General features: G+C 40.3%; 18 protein-coding genes. 14 read left to right on the top strand and 4 right to left on the bottom strand.

Translation table 11 applies throughout. The features are described from left to right. Nucleotides 1–76: 76 nt before the first annotated feature. Nucleotides 77–1,228, bottom strand: coding sequence for an acetylornithine deacetylase (gene argE, locus BCU84_RS08750; RefSeq protein ID WP_102527710.1), 1,152 nt, complete (start codon nucleotides 1,226–1,228; stop codon nucleotides 77–79). Between the two features lie 261 nt (nucleotides 1,229–1,489). Between argE and argC the strand changes: the two genes are divergently transcribed. The 5 genes from argC (at nucleotide 1,490) to argH (ending at nucleotide 6,937) form a co-directional block, all read left to right on the top strand. Next, nucleotides 1,490–2,470: an N-acetyl-gamma-glutamyl-phosphate reductase gene (argC, locus tag BCU84_RS08745; RefSeq protein WP_102527709.1), complete on the top strand. Its 981-nt coding sequence runs from the start codon at nucleotides 1,490–1,492 to the stop codon at nucleotides 2,468–2,470. A gap of 14 nt (nucleotides 2,471–2,484) precedes the next feature. Next, nucleotides 2,485–3,267: an acetylglutamate kinase gene (argB, locus tag BCU84_RS08740; RefSeq protein ID WP_102527708.1), complete on the top strand. Its 783-nt coding sequence runs from the start codon at nucleotides 2,485–2,487 to the stop codon at nucleotides 3,265–3,267. A 13-nt stretch (nucleotides 3,268–3,280) separates the two neighbouring features. Continuing rightward, nucleotides 3,281–4,186, top strand: a complete 906-nt coding sequence (locus BCU84_RS08735) for an ornithine carbamoyltransferase (RefSeq protein WP_102527707.1) — start codon at nucleotides 3,281–3,283, stop codon at nucleotides 4,184–4,186. Between the two features lie 67 nt (nucleotides 4,187–4,253). After that, nucleotides 4,254–5,474 (top strand): argininosuccinate synthase, encoded by a 1,221-nt coding sequence (locus BCU84_RS08730; RefSeq protein ID WP_102527706.1) that lies wholly within the window; start codon nucleotides 4,254–4,256, stop codon nucleotides 5,472–5,474. 95 nt (nucleotides 5,475–5,569) lie between these two features. Continuing rightward, nucleotides 5,570–6,937: an argininosuccinate lyase gene (gene argH, locus BCU84_RS08725; protein WP_102527705.1), complete on the top strand. Its 1,368-nt coding sequence runs from the start codon at nucleotides 5,570–5,572 to the stop codon at nucleotides 6,935–6,937. A 114-nt stretch (nucleotides 6,938–7,051) separates the two neighbouring features. On the opposite strand, the gene BCU84_RS08720 is transcribed toward argH, so the two are convergent. Next, nucleotides 7,052–9,643, bottom strand: coding sequence for a PBP1A family penicillin-binding protein (locus BCU84_RS08720; protein ID WP_102527704.1), 2,592 nt, complete (start codon nucleotides 9,641–9,643; stop codon nucleotides 7,052–7,054). Nucleotides 9,644–9,831: 188 nt separating this feature from the next. Here BCU84_RS08720 and BCU84_RS08715 point away from each other — a divergent pair, with 188 nt between their 5' ends. From BCU84_RS08715 to BCU84_RS08675, 9 genes are all read left to right on the top strand, one after another. Beyond that, nucleotides 9,832–10,911, top strand: a complete 1,080-nt coding sequence (locus BCU84_RS08715; protein WP_102527703.1) for a pilus assembly protein PilM — start codon at nucleotides 9,832–9,834, stop codon at nucleotides 10,909–10,911. Further along, entirely contained in the window at nucleotides 10,899–11,477 is a 579-nt protein-coding gene (locus tag BCU84_RS08710) for a PilN domain-containing protein (protein WP_102527702.1), read from the top strand. Before BCU84_RS08715 ends, BCU84_RS08710 begins: the two co-directional genes overlap by 13 nt. After that, nucleotides 11,474–12,091 carry a type 4a pilus biogenesis protein PilO gene (locus tag BCU84_RS08705; RefSeq protein WP_102527701.1) on the top strand — a complete coding sequence of 206 codons (618 nt, stop codon included), beginning with the start codon at nucleotides 11,474–11,476 and terminating at the stop codon, nucleotides 12,089–12,091. Before BCU84_RS08710 ends, BCU84_RS08705 begins: the two co-directional genes overlap by 4 nt. Continuing rightward, nucleotides 12,091–12,606, top strand: coding sequence for a pilus assembly protein PilP (locus BCU84_RS08700; protein ID WP_102527700.1), 516 nt, complete (start codon nucleotides 12,091–12,093; stop codon nucleotides 12,604–12,606). Before BCU84_RS08705 ends, BCU84_RS08700 begins: the two co-directional genes overlap by 1 nt. Nucleotides 12,607–12,627: 21 nt before the next feature. Continuing rightward, the gene (locus BCU84_RS08695) at nucleotides 12,628–14,676 is read left to right on the top strand and encodes a type IV pilus secretin PilQ family protein (RefSeq protein ID WP_102527699.1); all 2,049 of its coding nucleotides are present in this window, start codon (nucleotides 12,628–12,630) and stop codon (nucleotides 14,674–14,676) included. Nucleotides 14,677–14,974: 298 nt separating this feature from the next. Continuing rightward, on the top strand, nucleotides 14,975–15,490 hold the full coding sequence (gene aroK, locus BCU84_RS08690) for a shikimate kinase AroK (RefSeq protein ID WP_102527698.1): 516 nt from the start codon (nucleotides 14,975–14,977) through the stop codon (nucleotides 15,488–15,490). An 8-nt stretch (nucleotides 15,491–15,498) separates the two neighbouring features. Then, nucleotides 15,499–16,575, top strand: coding sequence for a 3-dehydroquinate synthase (aroB, locus tag BCU84_RS08685; protein ID WP_102527697.1), 1,077 nt, complete (start codon nucleotides 15,499–15,501; stop codon nucleotides 16,573–16,575). 45 nt (nucleotides 16,576–16,620) lie between these two features. Further along, nucleotides 16,621–18,093 carry an AAA family ATPase gene (locus BCU84_RS08680; protein ID WP_102527696.1) on the top strand — a complete coding sequence of 491 codons (1,473 nt, stop codon included), beginning with the start codon at nucleotides 16,621–16,623 and terminating at the stop codon, nucleotides 18,091–18,093. 98 nt (nucleotides 18,094–18,191) lie between these two features. Further along, nucleotides 18,192–19,031 carry a Dam family site-specific DNA-(adenine-N6)-methyltransferase gene (locus BCU84_RS08675; protein WP_102527695.1) on the top strand — a complete coding sequence of 280 codons (840 nt, stop codon included), beginning with the start codon at nucleotides 18,192–18,194 and terminating at the stop codon, nucleotides 19,029–19,031. A gap of 64 nt (nucleotides 19,032–19,095) precedes the next feature. On the opposite strand, the gene BCU84_RS08670 is transcribed toward BCU84_RS08675, so the two are convergent. After that, a complete protein-coding gene (locus BCU84_RS08670; protein ID WP_102527694.1) occupies nucleotides 19,096–19,278 on the bottom strand; it encodes a DUF2970 domain-containing protein in 183 nt (60 codons plus the stop codon). Beyond that, nucleotides 19,278–19,646 (bottom strand): hypothetical protein, encoded by a 369-nt coding sequence (locus BCU84_RS08665; protein WP_102527693.1) that lies wholly within the window; start codon nucleotides 19,644–19,646, stop codon nucleotides 19,278–19,280. Before BCU84_RS08665 ends, BCU84_RS08670 begins: the two co-directional genes overlap by 1 nt. Nucleotides 19,647–19,658: the final 12 nt, after the last annotated feature.

Here is a 19,658-nt window from a genome sequence, read left to right as displayed (position 1 = left end):
AGGTGCGAGGGTATCGGTCAATGGCTTCTTCTATTAATTAAAATACATAATCGATTAACGCTGATGTTCATCACAACTATTTAATACAAGCCTGATAAATAAGCTTTTTCATTAACTCAACAGTTGGCGTTAAATACTCTAAGCCAATGTATTCATCTGGCTGGTGGGCTTGATTAATACTGCCTGGTCCCATCACCAAAGTTTGACAGCCAAGCTGTTTAATATAGGGTGCTTCGGTGGCATAATTGACGACTTCAGCTTGAGTGTTAGATATTTCAGCGACTAACTCTGTCCAGTAGCTATCAACTTTGCCAGCGAATGACTCAGAACCAGGATATAAAGTCGATATTTCGATACTGCCTGGATACTGCTTATTAATTTCAGATAAATAGTTAATCACCATTAATTCTAAATCGGCTAATTCCATCCCAGGAAGAGGGCGAATATCTAAGTGTAAATCGCAGCAACCACATATACGGTTGGCGGCATCACCACCATGTATATGACCAAAATTCATGGTTGGATAAGGCACACTAAAAGCATCTTCGCGATAATTTTCACTTAAATGCTGTTTAAGCTTCATTAGTTGGCCAACCACTTGGTGCATGATTTCGATGGCGTTCAAACCACGAGCTGGATCAGAAGAATGGCCGCTGCGGCCAATCACTCGGATCCCCTGAGCTAAATGCCCTTTATGCATATATACCGGTTTTAAACTGGTGGGCTCTCCAATGATGGCGTAGTCAGGCGCAATACTTTTAGCATCCGCAAATGCTTTAGCACCATTCATCGTTGTTTCTTCATCGGCGCTTGCAAAAATATGTAGCGGACGTTTTAACTCATGCAAAGGTATGCTTTTGAGTGCTTCCATAATGAGTGCAAAAAAACCTTTCATATCGCAGGTACCTAATCCATACCAGCGATTATCTTTTTCGGTTAGCTCAAATGGGCTTTGACTCCATCGGCCTTCATCGAAAGGTACTGTATCAGTGTGTCCAGCCAGCAATAACCCACCTTTACCTGAACCAATGGTCGCGACCAAATTTTGCTTACCACGACTGTCAGCAACAGTATGTACCGTGCAGTCAAAACCCATCTCTGAAAACCAAGATTGCAGAAGTTCAATAACTGCATGGTTACTCATATCCTGTTCTGCTTCTAATGCACTAATAGATGGTAGTGCAATCAGCTGTTTAAAAGCATCTTTTAGTTCTGGCAATGAATTCATAGGAACCTTTTTAGCTATCGCAATAAAATATGTATTCATTATTATTGCATAAGTAATAATTTGTGTTAGTCTAGCAAACAGCTAAGGTATTCACCATAACTTGATAACGATTTAAGAATTATAGATATGTATTTAATTGCGATTCAACTCACTGTAACAGATCCCAAGGTAAACTATCTTCGACGATAGTTTTATTCTCGAGCGCCCTGCTCACGTATTGATTCATCTTCAACATTTTACTTACTTAAAGACGACAAAATAATGAAAAATATCGCAATTATTGGTGCAAGTGGTTATACCGGCGCACAAATCACCGCTCTTATTGATGCTGACGCGTCATTATCAATTCAAGGCTTGTACGTGTCAGAGAACAGTCTTGATAAAGGTCGTTTACTTGCGGACTTGTATCCAACTTATCAACATATTCAAATTCCTTTGTCTCCATTATCTGCTGCTGAAAAACAGACCATTGTCGAGCAAGCTGATGCTGTGGTACTTGCCACTGAACATTCTGTTAGCTTAGAACTTGCTGCTTTCTTTTATCAACAGGGCTTAGCGGTATTTGATTTAAGTGGTGCGTATCGTTTTGCTGATGTTGAGCAGTACCCTAAATGGTATGGCTTTGAGCACACACAAGCTGCTGTACTCGCTGATGCGGTTTACGGTTTAGCTGAATGGAATCATGAGCAAATTGCACAAAGTAAAATGATTGCGGTTCCTGGTTGTTATCCAACAGCATCATTAACGGCGCTTAAACCTTTAAAACCAATGTTAACTGACGCATATCCAGTGATTAATGCCGTCAGTGGTGTGACTGGCGCGGGCAGAAAAGCACAGTTGCATACCAGTTTTTGTGAGGTGAGCTTAACGCCATATGGCGTTTTAGGTCATAGGCATCAACCTGAAATTGCCACGCAATTAGGGCAAGAAGTTATTTTTACGCCGCATTTAGGTAATTTTAAACGTGGGATTTTAGCTACGATTACTGTGCAATTAGCCAAAGGGACAACCGAAGCTGATATTGCTGCAGCATATCAAATCTATGACGATTGCCCGTTAGTCAGTGTGAAGCATAATCAATTTCCTAAAGTTGATGATGTCGTTAACACACCCAATTGTATCGTCGGTTGGAAATATGATCCGCAAAGCAATTACCTTGTGGTTGCCAGTGCAATCGATAACTTAATGAAAGGTGCTGCTAGCCAAGGCTTACAGTGCATTAAAATTCACTTTGGTCTTTAACAGGAAGTAACAATATGTCAAATAACAAGCCTGTTATTGTGCTTAAAGTGGGCGGCGCATTATTACAATCAGCTTCAGGCATGGCAGAGTTAATGTCTGTTGTCGCAGAAATGATGTCACAGAAGCAAAAGGTTATTTTTGTTCATGGTGGTGGTTGCTTGGTGGATGAGCAATTAACTGCAAACGGAAAAGAAACGATTAAGCTTGATGGCTTACGGGTAACACCTGCCGATCAAATCCCAATTGTTGTTGGTGCACTAGCTGGAACAGCTAACAAGTTATTACAAGCTGCAGCCATTGAGGCTGGCATTGTTTCAGTGGGTATGAGTTTAGCGGACGGTAATACTGTTCATGCATCAATAAAAAATGAAAACCTAGGCTTAGTAGGTGAAGTCTCCCCGAACGACCCTAGTTATTTAAATTATTTACTATCACAGGGCTGGTTGCCGATTTGTAGCTCGATTGCTGTCTCTTCGCAAGGTGAAATGCTCAATGTCAATGCAGATCAAGCTGCGACAGCACTTGCCAAATTAGTTGAAGGTCAATTAGTGCTGTTATCTGATGTACCAGGTGTATTAGATGGCAATAAAGAGTTAATTACTGAGCTAAATCAACAACAGATTTCAGATTTAGTTCAGCAAGGCGTGATAGAAAAAGGAATGAAGGTCAAAGTAGAAGCGGCATTAGAAGTTGCTCAGTGGATGGGGAAACCAGTGCAAGTTGCATCTTGGAAACAACCTCAACAATTAATTGCCTTAACGAACGGACAATCCGTTGGCACTCAAATTCAGCCATAGGAGTTAAATACTAATGGAACATTTATTATCAATTAAAAATTTATCGCAAACTGAACTGCTCGATTTATTAGCGTTAGCGAAAAAAATCAAAGCTAATCCAGCAGATTACAACCAAGCATTAGCAGGCAAAAGTGTCGTAATGCTGTTTGAAAAACCTTCGCTGCGAACCCGCGTTAGCTTTGACATTGGTATTAATAAACTCGGTGGCCATGCTGTTTATCTTGATCAGCAAAATGGCGCATTAGGTAAACGTGAGCCTGTTTCAGATTTTGCGACTAATATTTCTTGTTGGGCAGACGCGATAGTCGCGAGAACCTTTTCGCATACTACCATTGCGGGCTTAGCCGAACATGCTTCTGTCCCTGTTATTAATGCCTTATGTAACTTATACCACCCGTGCCAAGGTTTAGCTGACTTCCTAACATTGTCTGAAAAATTTGATGATGTCAGTAAAGTGAAATTAGCTTACTTAGGTGATGGTAATAATGTCACTCACTCTTTGATGTATGGCGCAGCGATTCTAGGCGCGACGATGACAGTCGTGTGTCCTCCGGGGCATTTCCCTGATGGCCAAGTAGTTTGTGAAGTTCAAGCATTAGCGGCTAAACATGGCGGTCAGCTTATTTTGACCTCAGACGTTAATGAAATGGGGCCGCAAGATGCGATTTATACTGATACTTGGATCTCTATGGGTGATGACACTTCGATGGCAGAAATTGAAGCTAAATTTAAACCATACCAAGTAAACATTGAGCTGATGACAAAAGTGGGCGCTAACTTCTTTATGCATTGTTTACCAGCATACAGAGAAGTAGAAGCAACTGCGGAAGTGGTTGATGGTGAAGGCTCACTCATTCTGCAACAAGCTGAAAATAGAATGCATGCGCAAAATGCAGTGCTAGTGACCTTGTTGGGTTAATTGAAAATTTCGTTGGTTGGCTAAAAGCGAACCTACTTTACACAGTTTATGTTAGGAAAAATTAAAGATGTCTATTGAAACACAAACCAGTATTAAGAAAGTTGTATTAGCGTATTCAGGTGGTTTAGATACCTCAGCGATTATCCCATGGTTGAAGGAGACCTACGATAACTGCGAAATTATCGCATTTTGTGCTGATGTCGGTCAGGGGGCAGAAGAGCTTGAAGGTTTGCATGAAAAAGCTATCGAGTCTGGTGCTTCTGAATGTTATATCGTCGACTTAAAAGAAGAGCTGGTGGCTGATTACATCTACCCAACGATTGCAACGGGCGCAATTTACGAAGGGACTTATTTACTAGGAACGTCAATGGCGCGTCCTATTATTGCTAAAGCACAAGTCGAAGTGGCTCGTAAAGTGGGTGCTGATGCAGTTTGTCATGGTTGTACTGGTAAAGGTAATGACCAAGTTCGTTTTGAAGGTTGTTTTGCTGCGCTTGCTCCAGATTTAAAAGTCATTGCACCTTGGCGTGAGTGGTCAATGGTGAGCCGTGAAGATTTATTAGATTACTTAGCTGAAAGAAACATTGAAACCACAGCTTCGGCGACCAAAATCTATAGTCGTGATGCTAATGCTTGGCATATCTCGCATGAAGGTGGCGAGCTAGAGGACCCATGGAACGAGCCAAGCAAAGAAGTGTGGACCATGACGGTTGCACCAGAAGATGCGCCGAATACGCCAGAGTATGTTGCGTTAAATATTGAAAATGGCCGTGTGACTCATGTTGACGGTGTGGCTTTATCTCCATACGCAGCATTAATGCAGTTAAACGAACTTGCTGCCGCGCATGGTGTTGGCCGTATCGACATTACTGAGAACCGTTTGGTTGGCATGAAGTCTCGTGGTTGTTATGAAACACCAGGCGGCACTGTGATGTTTGCTGGTCTTCGTGCCATTGAAGAGTTAGTACTTGATAAAACAAGTCGTGAGTGGCGTGAACAGGTTGGTGCCCAAATGGCTCATTTGGTCTATGACGGTCGTTGGTTTACACCGCTGTGTAATTCATTGATTGCTGCGTCAGAAGCATTAGCTGGGCTGGTTAACGGTGAAGTTGTGATTAAGCTTTACAAAGGTCAAGCAAGTGTTGTTAAAAAGCGTTCTCCAAATAGCTTATATTCAGAAGAGTTTGCGACGTTTGGTGACGATAATGTTTACGACCAAAAAGATGCAGAAGGCTTTATTCGCCTTTATTCTTTATCAAGCCGTATCAGAGCACTTAACAGCAAATAAGCTCAGCTGTTAAGAGTAAACAAACGGGGCTGATATAAGCCCCGTTTTTGTCAGATTAATGTAATTGAATTAAAGAATTTAAAGAGGGTATCGACATGGCGTTATGGGGCGGAAGATTCAGTCAAGAAAGCAGCGCATTATTTAAGTTATTTAATGACTCACTGCCAGTAGATTATCGTTTAATTGAAGAAGATATTGTCGGCTCGATTGCTTGGGCTACGGCGATTACTTCAGTGGGTATTTTAACCCAACAAGAATGTGAGCAATTACATGCAGCATTAAACGAGCTACTTGCTGAAGTTGCTGATAAGCCAGAAGCCATTATTGCTTCAGGTGCTGAAGATATTCATAGTTTTGTGGAACAATCTTTGATTGCTAAAGTGGGCGATTTAGGTAAAAAACTGCACACAGGACGCTCTCGTAATGACCAAGTGGCGACAGATTTAAAGCTATGGTGTAGAAAAGAGGGTGAGCAATCACTTGCGCTGCTGCAAAAGCTTAGAGGTGCATTAATTGACCTTGCTGCACGTGAAATAGATGCTGTTATGCCAGGTTACACCCATTTACAAAGAGCTCAGCCAGTATTATTTGGTCACTGGTGTTTAGCTTATGTAGAAATGTTTGAACGTGATATTAGTCGTTTAGAAGATGCATTAAAGCGTGCTGACACGTGTCCTTTAGGTTCAGGCGCATTAGCTGGTACAGCTTATCCAATGGATAGACATGCCATTGCTGAATCTCTCGGGTTTGCGGCGCCAACATTAAATAGCCTTGATACCGTATCAGACCGCGACCATGTGATTGAGTTATGCAGTGATGCATCTATCAGCATGATGCACTTAAGCCGTATGGCTGAAGATTTAATTTTCTTTAACAGCGGTGAAGCGGGCTTCATTGATTTAGATGATGAAGTGACATCTGGTTCATCATTAATGCCACAAAAGAAAAACCCTGATGCACTTGAGCTTATTAGAGGTAAAACTGGCCGTGTTTATGGCAGCTTAATGGGCATTTTAACCACCATGAAAGCATTACCTTTGGCTTATAACAAAGACATGCAGGAAGATAAAGAAGGCTTATTCGATGTGATGGATAGCTGGTCTATCTGTCTTGAGATGGCTGCACTTGTGTTAAGCGGCCTACAAGTTAATCGTGAAAGAACCTTAGCTGCAGCGCAACAGGGTTACGCTAACTCTACAGAATTAGCTGATTATCTTGTTGCTAAAGGAATGCCATTCAGAGAAGCGCATCATGTAGTGGGCGAGGTGGTAGTGGTTGCTATTGGTAAGCAAACACCGTTAGAAGAATTACCACTTGCTGAATTAAAGCAATTTAGCGACGTCATTGAAGATGATGTATATGCCTGTTTAACTATTGAATCTTGTTTGGAAAAACGTGAAGCATTAGGTGGTACATCTATTCTTCAAGTGAAACAAGCATTGGCAGTTAAACAAGGTCAGTAATCACCAGCGTTAGCTGAATGGTAACGCTTAACATTATAAACATTATAAAAGCCCTGAGTTAATCATTAACTCAGGGCTTTTTGTTATGTCAGATTAACTTTTAGAATAAAGCGATTACTGAAATAAATCATCTGTTGGGTTTTCGATGAAAATATTTTCATCTGTTATCTCTTCTTTTGCGTATTCTTTTGGCTCAGTGCCCTCAACAAAATACTCAAAAGAGGTGGTATGATCCGTCTTACGGGTCAGTAGACCCGTTGCCAAATCGATACGTGCGGAGATAATGCCTTTAGGCGGAATCGTTGTCTTTTCCTCAGTGCCTTTGAGCGCCTGATTCATAAAGTCATTCCAACCCGGTCCTGCGGTTTTCGCACCCGCTTCAGCACCTGATATTTGGTTTTCTGGCCCATCAGCTACCCAACTTGTGCGACCGAGTCTGCGGCTATGATCATCAAATCCAACCCAGAACGTAGAGGTTAATGTTGGATTAAATCCACTAAACCAAGTGTCACGAGATTCATTGGTTGTGCCAGTTTTACCCGCAATATCACGGCGCTTTATCAAGCGTGATGCACGCCATGCGGTACCATTCCAACCAGTGCCTTTACTCCAGTCGCCACCACCCCAAATTACACTTTTAAGAGCTTCAGTCACCAAGAACGCAGTTTGCTCAGTAATAATTCTTGGGGCAAAGCGGCTATTTTCATCACCACACAGTGGTAATGCGTTGTTGCTAGTTTCAGTCTCAATGCTCTCCTCAAGTTCAGCGCCTTGAGAGCGTGCAAATTCAGCCGCCATAGCTGCAAAAGGGTCATTCTCATCACTTGCTACTTCAGCCATTTCATCAAGGACAGCAGGCGTGCAAGCTAATAGTGGATTGGCTTTTTCGATGACATTATCAAATGAATCGGTTACTTGTGTAATGAAATATGGCTCAACTAAGTAGCCGCCATTAGTAAATACATTAAATGCAGTAACCACTTGCAAAGGTGTAACCGAAGGTGAACCTAGCGCGACAGATTCATTACGAGGTAAGTCGTCAGGATCAAAACCAAACTCAACTAACTTGGCTATGGTGTTATCTAAACCAATATGTCTCATTGTACGTACAGACATGACATTAACTGACTGGGCCAGACCTACACGTAAACGAGTTGGACCGCCATAAATATCCGGCGAGTTTTTAGGACGCCAAGCTGTACCTTGTCGAGTATCTGGTTTATTGATTGGTGCATTATTAATTAATGTTGCCAAAGTATAGTCGTCTTCAAGTGCAGCAGAGTATATGAAAGGTTTAATATTAGAACCTAACTGACGTTTGGCTTGAGTGACACGGTTATACTGACTTTGAGTAAAGCTAAAACCGCCTACAAGAGTTTTAATTGCACCATCACTAGGTTCAAGTGAAACTGTGGCACTAGAGACTTGAGGAATTTGAGAGAGTTGCCAATATTCGCCATTATTTCTAATCCACACTTTTTGACCAACAGCTAAAATATCTTCCGCTTTCTTTGGTGGTTTTCCTTGGCGTCTATCAGATATAAATTTACGAGCCCACTTTAAGCCACTCCATTCCAACAGAATTTCTTCGCCAGCGGCATTCAATACCGTTGCTTGCTGCTCATTTATCGCAATAACAGCAGCCGGCATAATGCCTTGCATAGGGCGCGTTTTTTTCAAATTAGCGATAATATCGCTGGTGGCCATACTTTCAACTGTAGGTTCTGAAGACCATAATTCGGCGATAGGCCCTCGGTAACCGTGACGCTGATCGTAAGCAAATACATTATCTCGTAATGCACTTTGGGCTTTTAATTGTAAGTCAGAAGATATGGTGGTGTAGACGTTATAGCCATTGGTATAGGCTTCTTCTTCACCGTATTGACTTACCATATACTCACGAGCCATTTCAGAAATATAGGGTGCATATAAATCAATTTCAGCACCGTGATATTTTGCTGTGATCGGTGAATTAATGGCTTCTTGATATTGCGACTCAGTGATATTGCGTTTTTCAAGCATTCTACTGAGTACCCAATTACGACGTGTTTTAGCACGCTCTGGGTTACGTATTGGATTGGCTGCAGAAGGCGCTTGGGGTAAGCCTGCAATCATTGCCATTTCAGGTAATGTCAGTTGAGTTAAATCTTTACCGTAATAAACTTGAGCAGCAGCACCGACACCATATGCGCGGTTACCTAAGAATGAACGATTCAAATAGAGTGTTAAGATTTCTTCTTTAGTAAGTGCTTTTTCAATTTTTAATGCTAAGAAAATTTCTTTGGTTTTTCGAATATAGGTTTTTTCGCGTGATAAAAAGAACCCTCGGGCTACCTGTTGAGTAATCGTACTCGCACCTTGGCTTTTTTTACCCGTGGTAATTAAAATGACCGCAGCACGAACAATACCGATAGGATCGATGCCTTTATGTTCAAAAAAGCGAGCATCTTCGGTATCCAAAACAGCATTTATTAATTGCTCAGGCACATCCTGATATTCAATTGGGATTCTTCTTTTTTCACCAAACTGAGAAATAAGTAGCCCGTCACTGCTGTATATTCTTAATGGTGTCTGTAATTTTACCGTTTTGAGTGTATTTACATCCGGTAATTCAGGCAAAAGATAATAATAAGCTGCGACAATAGTGCCGACGCCTAATAAAGTTAAGCTAAATATAGCAATAAGTATTCGTTTTAACCACTTCACCGAAATATTCCAAAAATCATAAATATGCTCGCTAGTATATAAGCGGGAGGGTTTTTGGTGAAGTAAAAACATGAAAACAAAAAAAAACAAGTTGTAAAATTTAGAAACATTTAATACAAATACTTATAACGAGTTGATTTTGTGCTAATCTATTTTAAAATATAAAAAAATAAATGCGATGACGGAATATGCTTTCTAAATTTTGGAAGCGTCAGGCTCCGCAAATGGTTGGAATCGATATTGGTTCTCATGAAGTAAAAGCCATTTTGCTTAGCAAGACCGCTGATGGATATAAAATTCTAAACTATATATCTGCTCCTTTGAGAAAAGGTGCAGTTGTCGATCATGAGATCCGTGATGCTGAAGCGGTAATTGAATCATTAAGGCATATAAGGCGTGGACTGCCAAAAGGAATTAAGTCTGCTGCTGTTGCGGTCTCTGGCTCTGCTGTAATGACAAAAGTGATTTACATGGACGCTTCATTAAATGAAGAAGAAATGGAAGCACAGATTGAAATTGAAGCAGATAACCTTATCCCTTATTCACTCGATGAAGTGAGTATCGATTTTGAAACACTCAATGCCAACACAACTGACCCGACGAAAGTTGATGTGCTATTAAGTGCTTGTCGTACCGATAATATTGATTCCAGAATGGATTCTTTGGATGCAATTGAACTTGATACTAAGGTTGTCGATGTTGAAGCTTATGCTTTAGGTCGGTCATCTGAGTTGATTCTTGCTCAGCTACCTGAAGGTGCTAACGAAAAATCAGTGGTTTTGGTGGATATCGGTGCCAATATGACTACCTTTGCAGTGGTTGAGCATGGCGAAACAACTTTTATTCGCGAGCAAGCATTTGGTGGTGAACTATTTACCCAATCAATTCTATCGTTTTACGGCATGTCTTATGATGAAGCTGAAAATGCCAAAATAACCGGTGAGTTACCACGCAATTATATGTTTGAGGTGTTATCACCTTTCCAAACACAGTTATTGCAGCAAATTAAACGAACGCTTCAAATTTATTGTACAGCCAGTGGTAAAGATAAAGTTGATTATATTGTCTTAAGTGGCGGAACGGCAAAACTTGAAGGCATGACAGCATTATTAACTAATGAATTAGGGGTGCATTCAATTGTTGCAGACCCATTCCAAGGTTGTTTACATGCTGATGTTGATATTAAAAACCAGCTAGAGCCTAGTATTAGTAAATATATGGTTGCCTGTGGTTTAGCGCTTAGGAGTTACGCTCAATGGCGAACATAAACTTACTTCCATGGCGTGAAGAGGCCAGAGAAAAACAAAAACGAGATTATATAGGTATATTAGCGTTAGTTTTCTTAGTGACGTGTTTAATTGTATTTTTAGCATTAAGCTTTATTGAGGTTGTGACTGATGATCAACGTCAACGAAATGCATATCTTCAGACTGAAATATCTTTTCTTGATAGCCAAATCGCAGAAATAAGAAAAATTACTGCACGCAAGAAAGATATTGAAAGACGTACTAAGATTATATTAAACCTACAGCAATCTCGTAATTTGCCGACACATGTTTTAGATGAACTCGTGCGTATCGTTCCACCAGGAATATATCTTTCAAGTATTGAAAAGAAAGGTAGCTTACTTTGGATTGAAGGTCGCAGTGAATCAAATAACAACGTTGCGAATATGATGAGAAAAGTCAAAACATCGCAATATTTAAATGATCCAAGCATGCAGTCGATCATTAGCCAAAACGAAAATTTAAGACAATTACAGAAGTTCAGATTAAGAGTGACCATTTTTGATGACACTCTACCAATGGATTCAACTGAAGGAGGTCGAAAATGAATCTCGACTTAGAGCAGTTTAATGATATTGATTTTGAAAACATTGGTGGTTGGCCTACTTTAGTCAAAGTTGTTTTTGCCGTTTTTCTTTCATTGACAGTGATGGGAGCGAGTTATTACTTGTTCGTATCTGATGCATTAGATGTACTCGATACAGAAGAAAGAAAAGAAATTACCTTAAGGGAAGACTTTCAAAGTAAATATCGTCTAGCTGCAAATTTGAAATTATATCGTGAGCAGTTAGTGGTAATGGAAGCGCAATTTGCAGAATTGCTAAAAATGCTACCTTCTGAAAATGAAATGCCAGGCCTATTGGATGACACCACCTTTGTTGCGACCGATGCAGGTTTACGTATTAACAGTCTGGATTGGGATACTGAAATCGAACGCGACTTCTATTTGGAGTTCCCAATTAAGCTGGCCGTAGTCGGTGATTATCACCAACTAGGTAATATGGTCAGCGGTGTAGCAAAATTACCTCGTATCGTTAGCTTGCATGACTTTGTTATCAAGCGTGATGAAAGTGGAAGTTTATCGATGGATATTCTCGCGAAAACCTATCGATTTAAAGAAGGTGCACAATTACCAGCAGATCAAAATAAGGGGAAGAAATAATGAAATTCTTGCCTTTGATGTTGGTGGTATTGATGTTAACTGGCTGTATTGGTGATCGCAGTGATTTAGAGTTGTTTGTGACAACAACTAAAGCGCAGCATATTGCTCGTATTCCTCCGTTAAAAGAAACACCTAAGTTTGAACACTTTGCCTATCAAGCAGAGTTAATGCGCAGTCCTTTTGTACCACCTTCACGAGAGCTTACCGAAGAAGTGGTGGATACCAGTAGAAATTGTCTACAACCTGATTTGAAACGCCGTAAGGGGCGCTTAGAAACATATGCGATAGACAATTTAAGAATGCGCGGTACGTTAAGTGAAGATGGCACGACTTGGGCTTTAGTAGAGTCATCTGATGCAAACGTATATCGCTTAGGGGTCGGTGAGTATCTTGGACTTTATCATGGGAAAATCGATAAAGTGACACCGCAATATATTGAAATTATAGAATTAATTCCTGATGGTTCTGGTTGCTGGGCTGAAAGAGCAAGTAACTTAGAATTAACAGGCAAATAATGTGCGAAGGATGAGGGAATAATGAAATCTTCTGCCGCGATGCAAACATCGACAAAAAAAGTCTCACTATTTAAAGCAGTATTAAGTGTTGTTTTAATGATGGGCGCACTTCCAAGTGCAATAGCCGCCAATAAGTTAATGGATGTAAAATACCATTCTGTTGTCGATCACCAATTAGAATTAGAACTTGTATTCGAGTCCGCGCTTGATAAACCTGAAGTTGATTTATCAGGATCACCAGCGCAAATCATTTTAAGTTTTGAAGACAGCATTTCAAACCTTGAAAAAGATGACATCACTATTGATAGAGTCGGTGTTGAAGGATTAAAAACAACTCAAGTCGATGGGTCTTTAAATGTTGTTGTCGATTTAACTGAAGTGAAACCGTATCAAGGAAAAGTGGTTGGCAATACCTACCGTTTAACTGTCAATGATACGGCTTCAGGCCCTGATAATGCTGATAACCCTTTTGTTAATGGCATTGATACTATTGATTTTCGCCGTAACAAAGCGGGTGGTGGAGACTTACTGATACATTTGAATAATCGCTCAGTTGCAGCCAATGTTGCCCAAGTGGGTTCGAAGTTAGAAGTGAAGCTTTATAATACAGATATTAAAAACGAGCATCTGTATGTCATGGATGTACAAGACTTTAATACTCCAGTGACCAGTTTTGAAACTTTTAAAGATGATTTAACTTCTCGTATTATGGTTGATGTCGATGGCAACTACGATTACAACTACAAACAAGAAGGCAATGTTTTTAAAGTAAGTATTAATAAAATTGAGCGCGCTGCAGTAGCTAAAGAAGATAAGAAATATAATGGCCGCTCATTATCGCTGAACTTTCAAAATATTTCAGTGAGAACTGTTTTACAGATTATTGCTGATTATAATGATTTTAACTTAGTTACAAGTGACACAGTTGAGGGCAACATTACCCTTCGTTTAGATGATGTACCTTGGGATCAGGCGCTAGACTTAATTTTACAAACAAAAGGTCTTGATAAGCGTATTGAAGGTAATATCTTGATGGTTGCGCCAAGTGAAGAGTTGGCAATACGAGAAAGACAAGATTTAGCAAATCAACAAGAAGTTAAAGAGTTAGCTCCGCTTTATTCTGAATACATTCAAGTAAACTATGCAAAAGCAGTTGATATTGCTGAATTGATGAAGAGTGCAGATTCAAGCTTGCTATCGAATCGGGGCAGCGTTGCTGTTGATGAGCGAACCAACACTTTGTTAGTTAAAGATACTGCCGAGTCTTTAGAGACAATTCATCGTCTAGTTGAAGTCCTTGATATACCGATTAAGCAGGTGTTGATTGAAGCCCGTATGGTGACTGTTAAGGATAACGTTTCAGAAGATTTAGGAATACGTTGGGGCATCACAGATCAGCAAGGTGATAAAGGCACTTCAGGCTCACTGGAAGGTGCAAATGATATTGTAACAGGTGTTATTCCTGCATTGAGCGATCGCTTAAATGTGAATTTACCTTCTTCAGCGACTAATGCGGCAAGTATTGCATTTAGTGTTGCGAAAATGGCAGATGGTACGGTACTTGATTTAGAGTTAAGTGCATTAGAACAGGAAAACAAAGGCGAGATTATTGCTAGCCCGCGTATTACAACGTCAAATCAAAAGTCAGCCTATATTGAACAAGGTGTTGAGATCCCATATGTTGAGTCAGCATCAAGTGGCGCAACAACGGTAACCTTTAAGAAAGCGGTATTATCCCTAAAAGTTACACCACAAATTACCCCAGATGACCGAGTCATTCTTGATTTAGAAATTACTCAAGATACTCGAGGTGAAACCGTTCAGACAGGTACAGGTGAAGCTGTATCGATTGATACACAACGTATCGGAACCCAGGTATTAGTTGATAATGGGGAAACGATTGTGCTTGGTGGTATTTATCAGCAAAGTTTGATTAGCCGAGTCAGTAAAGTCCCAGTTTTAGGCGATATTCCTCTAGTGGGTTTCTTATTCAGAAATACGTCTGATAGTAATGAGCGTCAAGAACTACTTATTTTTGTAACACCAAAAATTGTAACTGAAAAACTTTAAAATTAGTTTGATAAAAATACCAGCTTTTGCTGGTATTTTTTTGTCTGAAATTTAGGTAGCTGATTAATTTTATTAGTAAAAGCTTAATCTTCTCATTCTGTGCTGTTGAGGGTTTTAACTTGCATGATGGATTTATTTTGAAGAATCTGTGTTTAATTCATCAACATGACTTGCAACAATAGCCCTATAACTGAGATAATCCGTCGTCAAGTCTCATTAGAGCAAGGTTAAATTATAGGTCGGCTTGAGTTTAAGTCGATAAGGCATACATTTCATATAAGATTCAGACGTATATATAATGGCTGAAAAACGCAATATTTTTCTGGTAGGCCCAATGGGCGCAGGCAAAAGCACAATTGGTCGCCATTTGGCCCAAATGCTGCATTTAGATTTCCACGATTCAGATCACGAGATTGAGCAACGCACAGGTGCAGATATTGCCTGGGTGTTTGACGTAGAAGGCGAAGAAGGCTTTCGTGTACGTGAAGCTCAAGTCATCGCCGACCTGTCGGAAAAGCAGGGCATTGTCCTAGCTACTGGCGGCGGATCTGTACAAAGTAAAGACATTCGTAATCATTTGTCGGCTCGAGGTATTGTTGTATACCTAGAGACTACAATCGATAAGCAAGTGGCTCGTACTCAACGTGATAAACGTCGACCGTTACTACAGGTTGATGATCCACGCGAAGTGCTTGAAAATCTTGCTGATGTTCGTAATCCTTTATATGAAGAGATTGCAGACGTTATCGTTAAGACAGATGAGCAAAGTGCGAAAATAGTCGCAAATCAAATCATTGAGCAACTCGGTTTTTAGGTAGGTTTATGCAACAAGTTCAGGTTGAATTAGGTATAAGAAGTTATCCCATTTTTATTGGCCAGAATTTATTGCAGCAAAATACTTATCTCTCCGATTACCTTTCTGGTAAAAAAGCACTCATAGTCACCAATGACACTATAGCTCCGTTGTACTTAGAACAAGTCCAACAAGCTATGGTCAGTTGTGGTGAACTGGGTGTTGTTGTGCTTCCTGATGGTGAGAAATATAAAGATCTCACACATTTGGATTTAATATTTTCTGCGTTACTAGAAAATAATTTTGCACGTGATTGTGTGATAGTTGCATTAGGTGGCGGTGTCGTTGGTGACATGGCTGGCTTTGCTGCATCTTGCTATCAGCGAGGTGTGGAGTTTATACAGCTTCCCACAACACTGCTGTCCCAGGTTGACTCTTCTGTTGGTGGTAAAACCGCTGTGAATCATCCTTTGGGAAAAAATATGATTGGGGCATTTTATCAACCTCAATCAGTACTAATTGACACCAATTGTTTATCAACTTTACCTGCAAAAGAGTTTGCTGCGGGAATGGCTGAAGTCATTAAGTACGGTATCATTTGGGATGCTGACTTTTTTAGCTGGCTAGAGCAAAATGTTGAGCCGCTTAAGACGCTTGATAAAGATGCGTTAACCTATGCCATTGCTAGATGTTGTCAAATTAAAGCGGATGTCGTTGCTGAAGATGAAACTGAACGTGGTGTTAGAGCGTTATTGAACCTCGGGCATACATTTGGTCATGCGATTGAAGCTGAAATGGGCTATGGCGTATGGTTGCATGGTGAAGCTGTAGCAACTGGCACGATTATGGCCGCTTTAACATCATTAAAGTTAGGCTTAATTCAGCAAACCGACTTTGATAGAGTCACTCGCATAATGCAAGCGTTTGACTTACCAATAACTTCGCCTGAAAACATGACGTTTGATAGCTATATCAAACACATGCGACGAGATAAAAAAGTGTTAGCGGGCCAAATTCGTTTGGTGTTACCGACTTCAATAGGCACTGCTGAAGTATTTTCTGATGTAAAAGAGTCATTGCTCGCAGAAGTCATCAGTCAAGTTTAAGTTGTCGCGCAGTTTAAATGTTAGTGTAAGTCTAATGGTGGGCTTGTGGATATCCAACAAACGCTTTTGTTACCTTCGCAAGAATCGTTAGTTCAGCGACTAGAGCATATCGCGAGTTATAGCGAGCAACTTGTGCTTGTTTCAGGGGTAAGAGGTTCAGGTAAAACAACCTTAGTGACAGCCCTCGCAAGTGAGCTTGATAACTATAATTCAGCGTTAGTTATCTGTCCTATGCATGCTGAAAGTGCTGAAATTCGTCGAAAAATCCTCATTCAATTGATCTCATCGCCCATTTTCGATGACGCATTACCCTTGGCAGACACTTTGCTGAGGATCCAGTCGAGTTTAACTAAGCCGTTACACATTATTATTGACGATGCGCAATATATGCCGCGAGAGTTATGGGCAGAATGTTTAGTGCTAACGCAATTGAAATGTGCGGGTAAACCTATTTCAATTACTTTTACGATTGAGCCAGACTCCTTAACTGAACTCAATCTTGAGCTCACAGATTCGATGCAATCATTGCTATTGAATGTAGAAGTGGAACCATTATCGCTTGCAGAACGTGAAGGGCTTTATCGGACATTATTAATTAGAAGTCATAAAACCCCCTTTATTCCTCGTGAAATAATACAAGCACAAATTGAAAAGCAACATGGCACACCTGCAGAAGTTCTCGATTTACTTAAAAAAGCTTTGGAAGATAAGCCCGAAGAAATAAAGTCATGGCCCAAATACTTGCATTGGTTAGTCTCACTATTTGTATTTATGGCAATGGCAGGGATAGGTATTGCCATCTATTTAACTCAAAACGATCAACAAGCTGAAAATGAGCCAAAAATCGTATTTGCAGAGTATCAGCTACCAACGAGCCGCGCTCAATGGTTCATACATCATTATGGCCTGTCATTAATATCTGCTGCTATTAAGATCCAGCCTGAAGAAATACCATCCAAGCAAGGCTCTAATTTAGTGGGTGATAAAGTTATTGAATCAATGCTTCCTATTAATCCCTCGCTGGATGATGAGGGGAGTGAGCCAGTTGACAAAATGGGTTTATCTTCACAAGAGGATAGCGCGAGCAATAATATACATCTCTCAATGAGTGATGCTGACGTGGACAGTAACGTAAATCATGATGTTCAAGTTGCTGATGTTGATGAAGATATCACTATTGTTGAACGAGATAAGCTTGAAGTCAGTAGCATTGATGTGGCAGTACAACAAGATTCAGCTTTATTAACTGGCAGAGCAGGATATACCTTACAAATTGCCAGTGTGCGTGATGAAAAATCGTTAGAAGCTATCGTGTCAAAACTAAGTCAGATACAGCAAAACGAACTGCAATTAGTACAAGCAAACTTCAAGCAGCGCCATATTGTCCTGTTTGGTCAATTTGATAGTGTTATAGAGGCTCAAAAACAATCTGACAATTTACAACAGGATCTGGGTTTGAGTGCACCATGGATAAGGAAGTGGAGCGATCTTAAGGGATATGAAATCAAATCGAATTAATCGCTTAAAAAGCCATTCGTTTCTATGATTCAAACAATGATTATTCTTATTAAAAAGAGTACAATCATCAGCTTTAATTTTGCTAGTAACTGGTATTCATGACTAAAAAGCATAGAGCCTTTCTTAAGTGGGCGGGTGGAAAATTTAAACTCGTTGACGAGCTAGCAAAACACTTGCCGCAAGGTAAGAGGTTAATAGAGCCCTTTGTTGGTGCAGGATCTGTATTTTTAAATACGGAATATGAAGAGTATCTGCTGTGCGATATTAATCATGACCTGATTAATCTTTATAATATTGTCAAAAATGAACCGGAAACCTACATTGTAGCTGCGAAAGAGATGTTTGTACCTGAAATGAATGACAAAGAACAATATTACCGCATTCGAACTGAGTTTAATCAAACCAAAGATCCCTTTAAGCGTTCAGTTTATTTTCTTTATATGAACCGACATGGTTTTAATGGCTTATGCCGCTATAACAGAAAAGGCGGTTTTAATGTTCCTTTTGGTTCTTATAAAAAACCGTATTTCCCAGAAGATGAACTTCGCTACTTTTCCATTAAAGCGCAAAAGGCAACATTTCACTGTGTGAGTTATGAACAAGCATTTGAGATGTCTACAACAGGTGATGTGATTTATTGCGACCCGCCATATGCGCCTTTATCAACAACTGCTAGCTTTACAACATACGTAGGGCCAGGCTTTAGTCTTGATGACCAAGCGCTTTTAGCGAGACAATCTCGTCATACAGCTCTTGAACGTGATATTCCTGTGTTGATCAGTAATCATGACATTCCGCTTACTCGCGAGCTTTATCGCGGCGCAAAGTTAGCCTCGGTTGCAGTGCAGCGTAATATCAGTCAAAAAGGCAGTTCGCGTAAGAAAGTCGATGAAATCATGGCGCTATATGATCATCACTATCAAGAAGTGATAGATTAATCTCGTTCAAGCTTTGAGAATAATGAATGGTCAACTTTGGCTTACTTTCTTTGGCTTATGGTCTTTAGCTTAATACTTGATTGACGATAAAGATTAACGACAAGATCATTAGTGCGGCTAAAGCTATTCCCATAAAGATAAAAGGCAGTGGCGAATTATTTTTCTGAAAATCACGCTGGCGATTATCTTCAGTTTGCACCCCAAAAAATGCGGCTACAGTGCTGGTAAATACTCGCCAAATAGACATTAAATGGTGTTTGGATTATTTGCAGGTATATCACTGATAGGTTTGCTTTTTTCGCTACCATGTAGGAGTTCGAGCAAGTCTAAGAAATGGAATTGACTTGAGCGGCTATTACCTGTCACCCAGCTTCCCCAGCTGACATTATCAGATTGAGTTGCACAACGGTTGTTAGGGTGGCTGCTCGGTAGACTTGAGTTGTAGGTTGCAGTGTCTGAACATGCGCAGTTTTCAGTTAGCAGTTGGTCGCGACTATCTGATGCTGCAAAGTATGCAACGAACATTAATGCACTAGCAGAAAAAATACTTAACACAGGCTTTAACGTCACCTTACCTGTTTGGTGGGTGTTCATTTTTCGCTGACTGCACATCATAAGGGCTATCCT

The organism is Shewanella sp. 10N.286.51.B7 (genome assembly GCF_002873615.1).
Lineage (GTDB): Bacteria > Pseudomonadota > Gammaproteobacteria > Enterobacterales > Shewanellaceae > Shewanella > Shewanella electrodiphila.
The sequence above is the reverse complement of the archived record's forward strand: the minus strand, read 5'-3'. Positions and strand labels throughout refer to the sequence as shown.

What these genes read in the sequence shown, in the direction of transcription:
- argE (WP_102527710.1), bottom strand. Translation starts at nt 1,228, where the DNA reads ATGAATTCATTGCCAGAACTAAAAGATGCTTTTAAACAGCTGATTGCA.
- argC (WP_102527709.1), top strand. Translation starts at nt 1,490, where the DNA reads ATGAAAAATATCGCAATTATTGGTGCAAGTGGTTATACCGGCGCACAA.
- argB (WP_102527708.1), top strand. Translation starts at nt 2,485, where the DNA reads ATGTCAAATAACAAGCCTGTTATTGTGCTTAAAGTGGGCGGCGCATTA.
- BCU84_RS08735 (WP_102527707.1), top strand. Translation starts at nt 3,281, where the DNA reads ATGGAACATTTATTATCAATTAAAAATTTATCGCAAACTGAACTGCTC.
- BCU84_RS08730 (WP_102527706.1), top strand. Translation starts at nt 4,254, where the DNA reads ATGTCTATTGAAACACAAACCAGTATTAAGAAAGTTGTATTAGCGTAT.
- argH (WP_102527705.1), top strand. Translation starts at nt 5,570, where the DNA reads ATGGCGTTATGGGGCGGAAGATTCAGTCAAGAAAGCAGCGCATTATTT.
- BCU84_RS08715 (WP_102527703.1), top strand. Translation starts at nt 9,832, where the DNA reads ATGCTTTCTAAATTTTGGAAGCGTCAGGCTCCGCAAATGGTTGGAATC.
- BCU84_RS08710 (WP_102527702.1), top strand. Translation starts at nt 10,899, where the DNA reads ATGGCGAACATAAACTTACTTCCATGGCGTGAAGAGGCCAGAGAAAAA.
- BCU84_RS08705 (WP_102527701.1), top strand. Translation starts at nt 11,474, where the DNA reads ATGAATCTCGACTTAGAGCAGTTTAATGATATTGATTTTGAAAACATT.
- BCU84_RS08700 (WP_102527700.1), top strand. Translation starts at nt 12,091, where the DNA reads ATGAAATTCTTGCCTTTGATGTTGGTGGTATTGATGTTAACTGGCTGT.
- BCU84_RS08695 (WP_102527699.1), top strand. Translation starts at nt 12,628, where the DNA reads ATGAAATCTTCTGCCGCGATGCAAACATCGACAAAAAAAGTCTCACTA.
- aroK (WP_102527698.1), top strand. Translation starts at nt 14,975, where the DNA reads ATGGCTGAAAAACGCAATATTTTTCTGGTAGGCCCAATGGGCGCAGGC.
- aroB (WP_102527697.1), top strand. Translation starts at nt 15,499, where the DNA reads ATGCAACAAGTTCAGGTTGAATTAGGTATAAGAAGTTATCCCATTTTT.
- BCU84_RS08675 (WP_102527695.1), top strand. Translation starts at nt 18,192, where the DNA reads ATGACTAAAAAGCATAGAGCCTTTCTTAAGTGGGCGGGTGGAAAATTT.
- BCU84_RS08670 (WP_102527694.1), bottom strand. Translation starts at nt 19,278, where the DNA reads ATGTCTATTTGGCGAGTATTTACCAGCACTGTAGCCGCATTTTTTGGG.
- BCU84_RS08665 (WP_102527693.1), bottom strand. Translation starts at nt 19,646, where the DNA reads ATGATGTGCAGTCAGCGAAAAATGAACACCCACCAAACAGGTAAGGTG.